Annotated in this window: 11 protein-coding genes; 3 read left to right on the top strand and 8 right to left on the bottom strand. The window is 49.3% G+C overall.

All coding sequences use genetic code 11. The features are described from left to right. From GF404_00380 to GF404_00370, 3 genes are all read left to right on the top strand, one after another. Positions 1 to 859, top strand: an 859-nt coding sequence (locus GF404_00380; GenBank protein MBD3380627.1) for an aminotransferase class I/II-fold pyridoxal phosphate-dependent enzyme, incomplete at its 5' end; no start/stop codon positions are given. 3 nt (positions 860 to 862) lie between these two features. Next, on the top strand, positions 863 to 2,005 hold the full coding sequence (locus GF404_00375; GenBank protein MBD3380626.1) for an N-acetyltransferase: 1,143 nt from the start codon (positions 863 to 865) through the stop codon (positions 2,003 to 2,005). Between the two features lie 71 nt (positions 2,006 to 2,076). Further along, the gene (locus GF404_00370) at positions 2,077 to 3,000 is read left to right on the top strand and encodes a YihY family inner membrane protein (protein MBD3380625.1); all 924 of its coding nucleotides are present in this window, start codon (positions 2,077 to 2,079) and stop codon (positions 2,998 to 3,000) included. A gap of 35 nt (positions 3,001 to 3,035) precedes the next feature. Here GF404_00370 and GF404_00365 read toward each other — a convergent pair whose 3' ends face one another. From GF404_00365 to GF404_00330, 8 genes are all read right to left on the bottom strand, one after another. Next, on the bottom strand, positions 3,036 to 3,968 hold the full coding sequence (locus tag GF404_00365) for a hypothetical protein (GenBank protein MBD3380624.1): 933 nt from the start codon (positions 3,966 to 3,968) through the stop codon (positions 3,036 to 3,038). Continuing rightward, positions 3,965 to 4,678, bottom strand: coding sequence for an adenylyl-sulfate kinase (gene cysC / locus GF404_00360; GenBank protein MBD3380623.1), 714 nt, complete (start codon positions 4,676 to 4,678; stop codon positions 3,965 to 3,967). Before cysC ends, GF404_00365 begins: the two co-directional genes overlap by 4 nt. Positions 4,679 to 4,880: 202 nt before the next feature. Further along, positions 4,881 to 6,299 (bottom strand): T9SS type A sorting domain-containing protein, encoded by a 1,419-nt coding sequence (locus GF404_00355; protein MBD3380622.1) that lies wholly within the window; start codon positions 6,297 to 6,299, stop codon positions 4,881 to 4,883. Between the two features lie 417 nt (positions 6,300 to 6,716). Continuing rightward, a complete protein-coding gene (locus tag GF404_00350) occupies positions 6,717 to 7,769 on the bottom strand; it encodes a zinc-binding dehydrogenase (GenBank protein MBD3380621.1) in 1,053 nt (350 codons plus the stop codon). Positions 7,770 to 7,968: 199 nt separating this feature from the next. Then, positions 7,969 to 8,463, bottom strand: coding sequence for a tryptophan-rich sensory protein (locus GF404_00345; GenBank protein ID MBD3380620.1), 495 nt, complete (start codon positions 8,461 to 8,463; stop codon positions 7,969 to 7,971). After that, positions 8,463 to 9,509, bottom strand: coding sequence for an aldo/keto reductase (locus GF404_00340; GenBank protein ID MBD3380619.1), 1,047 nt, complete (start codon positions 9,507 to 9,509; stop codon positions 8,463 to 8,465). The genes GF404_00345 and GF404_00340 overlap by 1 nt, the downstream gene beginning before the upstream one ends. 152 nt (positions 9,510 to 9,661) lie before the next feature. Further along, a complete protein-coding gene (locus tag GF404_00335) occupies positions 9,662 to 10,114 on the bottom strand; it encodes a bacteriohemerythrin (protein ID MBD3380618.1) in 453 nt (150 codons plus the stop codon). 49 nt (positions 10,115 to 10,163) lie between these two features. Next, on the bottom strand, positions 10,164 to 10,307 hold the full coding sequence (locus GF404_00330) for a hypothetical protein (protein MBD3380617.1): 144 nt from the start codon (positions 10,305 to 10,307) through the stop codon (positions 10,164 to 10,166). Positions 10,308 to 10,517 lie beyond the last annotated feature (210 nt).

Raw genomic sequence — 10,517 nt, 5'->3', positions numbered from 1 at the left:
GACAGGCTTTCAGACCAACCTGGGCACGATCTCATCTCTGATCAATAAAAATGACCTGATCCTGACCGACCGTTCCGATCATGCCTCAATCGTGGATGGATGCCGTTTGTCGTTCGGCAGAACGCTCAAGTACCATCATAACGACATGGACGATCTGGAGCGGATTTTGAAGAGCCAGAACGGCGATGTCGGTCGGCTGGTGGTGGTCGACGGTGTCTTCTCCATGGAGGGTGATATAGTCAATCTGCCCAAACTGGTCGAACTGCGCGAGAAGTACCGCTTCCGGCTGATGGTCGACGACGCGCACTCGGTCGGTGTTTTGGGTTCCAACGGTTCAGGAACCGCCAGCCACTTCGGCCTGACAGACAAAGTCGACCTGATCATGACGACTTTCTCTAAATCATTCGCGTCGATCGGCGGAGCGATTGCGGCCGATGCTTCAGTGATTGATTATATCAAGCATTTTTCTCGTCCGATGATTTTCTCTGCAGCTGTGCCTCCCTCCGTCGTGGCGACCGTGCTGGAATGTCTCGAGATCATGGATGAAGAACCGCACAGGCGCGAGAACCTGCAGAAGATAGCCAGGAAGATGCGCAACGGCCTGAGCTCCATGGGATTCAAAATCGGTACCAGCGAGACGCCCATCATCCCGGTCTACATCGGCGAGGATATGCAGTGCTTCAAATTCTGGAGAGCGCTCTACGATGCCGGGATTTTTGCCAACGCGATCATCTCCCCGGCAGTGACACCGGGTAACGCTTTGATACGAACTTCATATACGGCTACGCATACAGACCAGCAACTCGATTTCGTGCTGGAGACATTTGAAAAAGTGGGCAAAAAAGCCGGTTTGATCTAATCTATGAGTTACGAAAACGTCGAAATCATCGAGGTCAAATCCTCGGCTGACATGAATCGTTTTATCAAGTTTCCTTATGATCTTTATAAGGACGATCCGAACTGGGTTCCACCGTTGCTGTCTGAGCGCAGGGCCTTTTTCGACAAAGGCCAGAACCCCTTCTTTCGCTATTCCCGTGTCAAATATTTCATGGCCAGAAAAGAAGGTGAAATCGCCGGGCGGATCGCCTCGATCGTGAATTTCAATCACAACCAGTTTCATGAAGACTCGGTCGGATTCTTCGGATTTTTCGAATGTATCGAAGATTACGAAGTGGCTGATGTTCTCTTTCGTGTCGCCCTGATCGAGCTTAAACGAGAGGGGTTGAGCGTGATGCGCGGGCCGACCAATTTCTCGACCAACTACGAGATCGGGTTCATTGTTGATGATTTCGACAGCCCGCCGGTCATCAATATGCCCTATAACCCCAAATACTATATTGATTTCGCGGAAAAATTCGGATTCAGGAAAGTCAAGGACCTGTACGCTTATAAGATCACGCAGGAAAATGAACCATCCGAACGTATAGTGCGGATTGTCGACAAAATCCGCGAAAAAGAGAACGTCAAAGTCCGCAATATCAACATGAAAAAGTTTAAACAGGAACTGAAGGTCGTCAACAAGATTTACAATAATGCCTGGAGCAAAAACTGGGGATTTGTACCATTGCCTTACGATGAGTTCGCACATATCGCCCGGGACATGAAAGAAATCGTCGACCCGGACCTGGTGTTCATTGCCGAGGTCGATGGCAACCCGATCGGTTTTTCTATGGCCTTGCCGAATGTTTACCAGGTTTTACCCTATGCCAACGGCCGGCTGTTTCCTTTTGGCGCCCTCAAGCTGTTCTGGCACACGAAGATCAAGAACAAGATCGATTCTGCTCGTATCCTCACGATGGGTATCGAGCATGAGTATCAGAAACGTGGAATAGACAATATCTTCTACCTGGAAACATTCCGGCGCGGAGTCGAAAAAGGCTATACATGGGCCGAGATATCGTGGGTCCTGGAAGACAATGAGCTGATGAAACGGGCAGCCAAACTTTTGGGAGCCGAACGCTATCGAACGTATCGCCTGTATGACCTCTCACTCGGGGCGGAATAAACACCGGGCTTGCGCTCTTCAATATTTTTTCATTAGTTTCATGCTTGAAATCGAAATATACGGTATAGTGAATGTCCGATAAACCTACAAAAAAATACGACCGCTATTCGCGCTTACGCCCGATCAAGGAATTCTTGGCCCATTTTTTGGGAGGTATTTACAAAAGAGCCGACCGTCAGCACATCTTTCTTCTGGCCGGGGGATTGTCTTTTTCTCTGTTCGTCTGCGTGGTCCCCATGGTTTTGATAATCTTTTCGCTTCTGGGTATTTATCTCGAAAAACCTTCTATCGCGGCAGAAATAAAGAACTTCATTGAAGGACTGATTCCCTATGAACAATTCGCCGACCAGGTCGAGGAAATCGTATTTTCAAGGGTTGAAGAGTTCCGCTCATACAAGGGACTGGCAGGAGTTCTGGGACTGGCGGGGATGCTGTTTGCCTCGAGTGGATTGTTCTCAAGTATGCGTACGATTCTGAACATGATCTATAAAGCAGAACCGAATGTCTTCATACTGATCAGTAAATTGCGCGATTTCGGCATGGTGATACTGGTAATGATTTACTTTTTGTTTTCCACCACTATCCTGCCCGGCTTGAATATCCTCGAAAACATGGCCGACAAAATCGGTTTTCTGCAGATCCCGCAGTTCGGGTTCATCCTGGATTTACTATTGATCCTGTTTTCGCTGGCAATCATCTTCGGAGCTTTTTTCTTTATTTACTTTTTTGTACCGCAGACCAAGCTCTCCAAGCGTACTATTGCTGTCAGCGCCCTTTCGGCCGCGTTACTATGGGAAATCGCCAAACAGATTTTCGGTTTCTATATCACTAACATGGTCACCCTGAAGAAAATCTACGGCGCATACCTGTTTTTAATAGCGGTCGGTTTCTGGATCTACTACACATCTATTGTGTTTATTCTGGGAGCCGTAATTGGACAACTCTACCGCGAGTGGGTCGACAAAAAGCAAAAAGAAAAGCTGGCCAGGTTGTGACCAGCTTCCCAGAAGAACCTCACGCATAGAGCCCGTTACATTTTGTATTCAAGCTTTTCGAGCATCGTGCCAAGCGACAAATCGAGCACTTTTCGGGCACGTTCGTCCAGGTCGCTGTTTTTCCAGCGCCCGATACTGGAGGTGAAAATCGGCGTAGCGCCGTAATTGTTAAAGTTATCCTTGCCAGCTTCTGTATAATCGAGCATCTGTGGATCCCACTCATCCTCCAGAAAAGCCATCAGCTTCCTGAGCGTGTTCTCTGTATCCGTAACAAGGTCTTCATATTTCAATTCATAGTAGCGCGGATTGCCTCGGAAACGGATGCCAGCCTCGACTGACATCAGCCAGCGTAATATCGCGCTGTTGAGTTCGAATTTGCGCCTCAGCGCCAGCGAACAGACGACGTCACGACCGTCGCGGATGACATGCACGAACTTACTGTCGGGAAAGAAATCGAGTATCTCTCCCACGCAGAAAATATTGTTGGGTGTCTTCTCGGCCCACCTGCGTTTACCAGACCTGTTTGCGAAATTGGAAAAATACAGGTTCAGGAAATCGCGGGTATCGCTGGCCATGCGGAAGATCGTGTCGGTCGTCGCCATATCATGATAGGTCTTGCCGTAATTCGGGAAGAACAGCCCGAAATACGATCCCGCTCCGGTGCGAAGCGGGAAGACAACATCCTGGTCGAGGCTGTCGAAATCCTGCTCAGTAAACATCCGGTGCAGTTTCTGAAGCGGTGTGTCAAAAAGCCTGGGCCGATCAAAAAACGAGATTTCCTGGCCACAGGCGATATGTTTATGAGAATCGAGCATAGTCCGTAACAGCGTGGTCCCCGAGGAACCACATCCGCCGATCAAAATCGGTTTCTCATACCTGGCTTCTTTAACTTCCTGCGGTTTTCCGATCAGGATTTCACGCTCAACGAACTCCTTTATAGAGAGGGTCTTGCCGTTGACTTCGATCATAGATAGCCCCTTTCCTGAAGGTAGTCGAGAATTTGATCCAGGCTCTCAGCGACTGTCAGCTTATGAGTATTTATGCGGATTTCCGGGTTGAGCGGTTCTTCGAAGGGATCGTCGATACCGGTAAAATTCTTGATCAGCCCGGCTCTCGCCTTCTTGTACAGCCCCTTGACATCGCGCTTTTCGCACTCATGGAGCGGGCATTCAAGAAATATTTCGATCAGCTTACCATCGGGAACGATCTCGCGCAACTGGTCACGATCCTGCCGGTAGGGTGAAATAAAAGCGGTGATCGGGATCACTCCAGCCTGCATGATCAGCTTGGCGATCTCACGTATACGGCGGATATTTTCTGCCCGGTCAGCCTTGGAAAAACCAAGGTCGCAACACAACCCGTGACGAACATTATCACCATCCAAAACCATTACCTGGTAACCCCGTTCGAACAGAATCCGCTCCAGTTCGCGCGCCAGCGTGGTTTTGCCCGAACCGGAAAGGCCCGTCAGCCAGAGTATAAAGCTCTGGTGCTTGTTTCGCCGTTCACGTTCTTCAAGCGACACCTTGCTGGTATTGTAAAAGATGTTTTTCTTCTTCGAGAGTGTAGTACCGGGCAAGGATGAGGTTTCAGTTTTGGGCGGATTAACTGTTTTTTCGGCTTTCGTCTTGTTCGCCTGTTCGAGGCGGGACGAATCAAATTCGATTACAAGCGCCATATAACTATATTCCTCTGTTTGTATCCGATGAGCTTCTTTCCGATTACAAGCTCATTTTCATTGTCGGAAGAATAGATCGAAAATTTACTTCACTTAAGCGGGCTTTTGCGGACCTGTCTTCAAGATATCAAACTACAGCAAAAAAAAGCCCCCGGAATGTCTCATCCGGGAGCTGATCTATATCAGGGAATGGTTACTCTTATTATTTCAGAAGCATCATCTTGCGGGTTTCCTGAATCGATCCGGCCTTGAGACGATAGAAATAAATCCCGGTCGCCACCGGCTTACCATTTTCATCACTACCATCCCAGGTAACCGAATAAGAGCCCGATGGTTTCTCTTCATCGACAATAGTCGAGACCCGCTGTCCGATCAGGTTGTAGATGCTGATTTCGACATCAGCCTGCTCCGGAAGCGAGTATTCGATCGTGGTCGACGGGTTGAACGGGTTGGGATAATTCTGCTCGAGGCTGTAACTATCCGGCAATACCTCACCAGCGTCGTCATCGGCAGACACGGCCAGGGTCGTTGTATTTTTCAGCCAGCCCACGCTTTTACTGCCGTAATTGACTACCAGCAGATCGATATCGGCATCGGCATCAAGATCAGAACCTTCGAGCGCATATGGCTTGGTGCTGGTGGAATAGGTCGAAGTGGAATCAAACAGTCCTCCGAAGCTCTGCAGGATCGTAATATTATTGTCACTGTAATTAGCCACGGCGATATCGGCAGTATCGGATTTATCGTAATCAGCGATATAGACCGCGAAGGGACCATCACCCACGGCATAGGCCAAAGTGGAATCGAAAATAGCAACACTGTCGTTAAAGAGTACCTTGATGCTGTCATCGTTGTTGTTGGCGGTTACCAGGTCGAGATGACCGTCGCCGTTCAGGTCGCCGGCATGGACACACAGCGGACGATCACCGACCGCATAGGTGGTGTCGCCGGAAAAAGTACCGTCGCCGTCACCGAACCAGATCGTGATATTGTCATCCAGCTCGTTGACCACGACCAGATCGAGAGTGTCGCGTCCTTTGAGATCAGCGGCTATTATATAGTAGGGACCATCACCGCAGGCGTAGTTGACAGCCGCCGCGAAAGTGCTGTCGCCATTATTCAGAAAGACCGAAAGATTGTCCGAACCATGGTTTGCCACTGCCACATCGACCAGCGTATCACCGTCGAAGTCACCAGCACAGATCGAGTACGGTTCGGTACCGGCATTGAAATAGACCGCGTTAGCAAAGGTACCGTCGCCCTCGTTGAGCAAAAGCGAGATATTGTCGGAACCTTTGTTGGCCGTGACGATATCGAAGTAACCGCTGGTGTCGATATCGACAGCCACCACACCCCAGGGTACCGAGGTGGTGTTGTAATTGACACCTGAAGCGTAGCTGGAATCGCCCTGCGCCATGAGGACGGTGACATTGTTGTCCCACATATTGCAGACTGCAATGTCAGTTGAATCACCGTTGCCGTTGAAATCACCGGTGGTGACATCAGTCGGAAAAGTGCCAACTGAATAGGCGACTTGGGCGTTGAAGAGCGTGTCGGCTCCCAGGGCGGTGCCGGTCAAAACCAGCAGAAAACTTACTAATGCACAGTAACACAGTTTCATCAGATACTCCCCTCTTAGCAAAACTGATCGACCAAGCCCGATTACAGGTCGGTCTGAACTCGTTTTAAACGTGAATGTTTACGGTGTTTTTCCTCTTACTTTGTCTGAAAACCGCGCTGTTTTCAACCGCGGCTATTGGCTTCCCTGATACCACATAGATGTTATCGACCCCGTAAACATCAGGTTTAGCGCAGTTTCATCATCTGTCAGATATGATACAGTTGTTCAGATTTTGAACAGGCAGGGAGGAAAAATTTCCAAAGCGATTGGCTGGCAGGTCAGTGTGCTTACCGACCCGAAACTGTCCGGTAAGCAAAGTGCTTGACTGCATTTAAGCCTAAATTACACAAACAGGCGGACGATAGTTCCCGCCTGTTTTACTAATTATCAGATCGTGATTTAAAACAAAGATTAGCCTCAATCGAATTCGATCAACGGCTTGAGGATATTGTCCTCTTTGGTATCCATCATCTCAAACGCTTTTGGCAGTTCCTCGAATTTGAAGCGATGAGTCGTCATCGGCGTCGGGTCAACCTTGCCTGTTTCCAGCAGACGAATCAGCCGTTTCATGCGCACTTTACCGCCCGGGCAGAGGTCGGTCACGATCTTCTTGTTGCTCATTCCGACACCCCATTCCAGACGGGGAATCTTGACATATTCGCCTTCACCATAGTAACCGACCACCGAGATCACTCCGCCGGGAGCGGTACACTTGATACAGGCCTCGAAAGTCGGCTGACCACCCAAACATTCGATCGCCGAATCGACACCCTGACCGCCGGTAATGCGCATGATCTCCTCGACCGGATCCTTTTCCTTGAAATTGATCGTGATATCCGCGCCGAAGTGTCTGGCCATTTCCAGCCTGTTGGGCATACCATCGACAGCGATGATCAGGCCGGCGCCCTGCAGTTTAGCTCCCACAGTCGACATCAGGCCGACCGGTCCCTGGGCGAAAACAGCGACAGTACCACCAAGCGGGATTTCGGCGTTTTCGGCCCCGGCAAACCCGGTCGACATCATATCGGCGGTATAAACCGCCTTCTCATCCGGGACTGAATCCGGAATCACAACCAGGTTGGCCTCGGCGTCGTTGACATGAAAATATTCAGCGAAACTGCCGTCCTTGATATTGGCGAACTTCCAGCCCCCCAGCATCTCTCCACACTGCGAGGGATACCCTCTTAAACAGTTGTCGCACTTGAAGTCTGGGGTGATTGCGTTGACCGCTACCCGCTGGCCGACCTTGAAGCTTTTGACTTCACTGCCCAGCTCATTGATTATCCCGACCGCCTCATGGCCGAAAGTCAGGTCCTGACGGTCACCCAACGCCCCCTTGACAGTGTGAACGTCAGACGTGCAGACAAGCGCTTTGGTCGTCTTAATAATTGCATCATTGGGGCCAGCCTCAGGAATCGGTTTATCCATAAAACCGGTTTTGCCGATCCCCTTCATCACAAAGGCTTTCATCATCTCTGCCATAACAGTACCTCCAAAGTGGAAGTTTGTAGTTAGTTATAATGTGAATATATTCACATAGTATCTATTAACATATACGCTAAACAACCATAATATGTTTCAGTAATGCAATATTATATTGTTACAACAATCACAAACAATATAAGCATAATTTAGAATTAATGTCATTTTAATCGCAATAACAATAGAGTCAGCGATTCAGGTACCAGACCGAAAAATTGAGATAGCCAGCAAAACTCACCCATGCCAGGTACGGTATCATGAGCAAAGCAGACAGTTGCGAGCGCTTCCAGAAAAGAATTATCGTTGTCAGAATAGCCAGCCAGAGCAAAACCAAATCGATAAGCGCAAACCCCGGGGATTGCTTGCCAAAAAACAGATATGACCACATCCCATTCAAGAACAGCTGGAACAGAAAAGCCAACAGGGCATAAGGTGCGCGATGAAAGCGATACTTATGCCAGATCCTCCAGGCAGCCACAGCCATGAGTGTATAGAGAACTGTCCAGACCGGAGCAAACACGATCCCGGGCGGAGTCAGGGGCGGTTTTTTGAGTTCCTCATACCACTGCCCGATCGGATATTGCATACCCCAGAATGCGATCGAATAGCAGACTGTCAGCCACAACAATAATCCCAAAATTGATCTGAACAGTCTTGAGCGGGTTTTTTGATCAAAGTTCATCAGGATTTGAAATGGTGATTGTCGATCTTATCATAGTTGTCGCCGTAGACCAGCTTGAGGATATGATCGTTTTTGAGAAACTCGTGCGGAAAACCCAAATCAATTCTGCTGACCTCATCGAGTCGACGGAGATCACTGTAATCCAATGTAAAATCAAGGCATCCCAGCCAGTCATTGACCTGCTCGGCGGTTCGCGCGCCGATCAGCGGAATGATCAGACCGGGTTGCTGACGGGTCCAGTTGACCGCCACCTGGACCGGGCTGGCATGCTTTTCATCGGCGATCTTCTGCACCACGGCCGCGATTTCCATATCGCGCTCCGGGATATCATCGCGAGTAGCCACTCGCTTGGAATCTTTAGCCTGAATTTCACTGCCGGATTTGGTATACTTTCCGCTCAGCACACCTCCGCCGATCACAGACCAGGGTGTCACCGCCAGATCCAGTTCGCGCGCCATCGGCATAAGTTCGCGTTCAACTGTCCGTTCCAGAAGGCTGTACTTTACCTGCAGGGCGGAAAAAGGTGTCAATCCCCGTTCTTCAGCCAGCATATTTGCCCGTGCCACCACCCAGGCGGGAGTGTCGGAGATGCCCAAATAGAGCACCTTGCCCTGACGCACCAGGTCATCCAGAGCACGCATCAACTCTGCCACCGGCGTGGTGTAATCCCAGGCATGCACCCACAGCAGATCGATATAATCGGTGTTGAGACGTTCGAGGCTGGCTTCGACCGAGCGCTTGAGGTTTTTACGATGATTTCCGCTGGCGTTGGTGTCATCTTTCTGCATTGAAAGCGTGTATTTTGTCGCGACCACGAAACGGTCACGGTCGGTGACAATAAATTCACCCACGAACTTTTCGGAAGTGCCGTTGGTGTACATATTTGCTGTATCGAGGAAATTCCCGCCAGCTTCGGCGAAGATGTCGAAGATCTTTTTGCTTTCGTCTTTATCAGCACCCCACTCCCAGTCAGTACCGAAAGTCATCGTCCCCAGGCACAATTCCGAGACACGCAGCCCGCTGTTTCCAAGTAATTTGTAACGCATTAATCCTCCCTGTATTGTTTATACTCTGTAACATATTGAGAGAGGGCATGTTCCGTTTCTTTCAAGTCGGCCTATAAAGAGGTTCGCGATATGTGCGGACATAAAAAAACCTGTCTGAATAGAACAGACAGGTTACACCGAGGATCACTGTATTACTGAACGGGTGCAGTGATTTTCACATTTTTGGAGAGTGCGATCTTTTTGTCTTCGCGGACGATATGTTCGATCAGCCAGCGCTTGAGAAACGACATCAGCTCGCGTACATTTACATTTCCGCCCTTCTTGAGCTTGACCAGAATCGCCACCACCTGTTCGGTCAGGCGATCGTGCAGTTTCTTGTGATGGTCGTATTCGGGAAATTCGATCTTGCGCATGAATTCTTCTTCGTCGGCAAAATGGGTCCTGGTGTAATCGACCAGCCCGGCTAAAACCTCGCCCAGCTCACGGCCGACAACGCCCTGGTTGAGCGTTTCCTGAAGTTTATTGAGAAGCTCGACAATCCGCTTGTGCTGGTTATCTATATGTTCGATTCCGATTTCAAATGACGAGTTCCAACTCACCAATGCCATCCGACCTCCATGCTTTGTTAGAGGTATCGTCAGCATCGCGGAACATGTTAACTATATTTTTGAAGGTTTCTCTATGAAAAATCGATCAACCTGTGATCGACTTCGCGATCTTGTCGAGAAAGGCCTGCTTCTCTTTTTCAGTCATATCCAGAGTAGCTTTTACCTTAATTATTGAGTTGACCTCGAGTGCAAATGACAGCCTCTGCTCGGGGGTCAGCTCCGGAAGCATCCCACGGATACATCCGGCATCATGTGGGTCTTGATGATCGGCAGCTTATATTTGAGCTGATCGTTTTGTATCATCTTATCCATCATCTCGTCTTTCCTGCCTGGACAACCGGCCTATCATGATTCCCATCATTTTATCCATCATACCCATCTTTTGACCTCCTAAAAACAGTTGTGTGTTTTTTACAGGATAGCTCGCAATTGTTAGGAT

Source organism: Candidatus Zixiibacteriota bacterium (assembly GCA_014728145.1).
In the GTDB taxonomy this organism is placed as follows: Bacteria; Zixibacteria; MSB-5A5; order JAABVY01; family JAABVY01; genus WJMC01.
The sequence above is the reverse complement of the archived record's forward strand: the minus strand, read 5'-3'. Positions and strand labels throughout refer to the sequence as shown.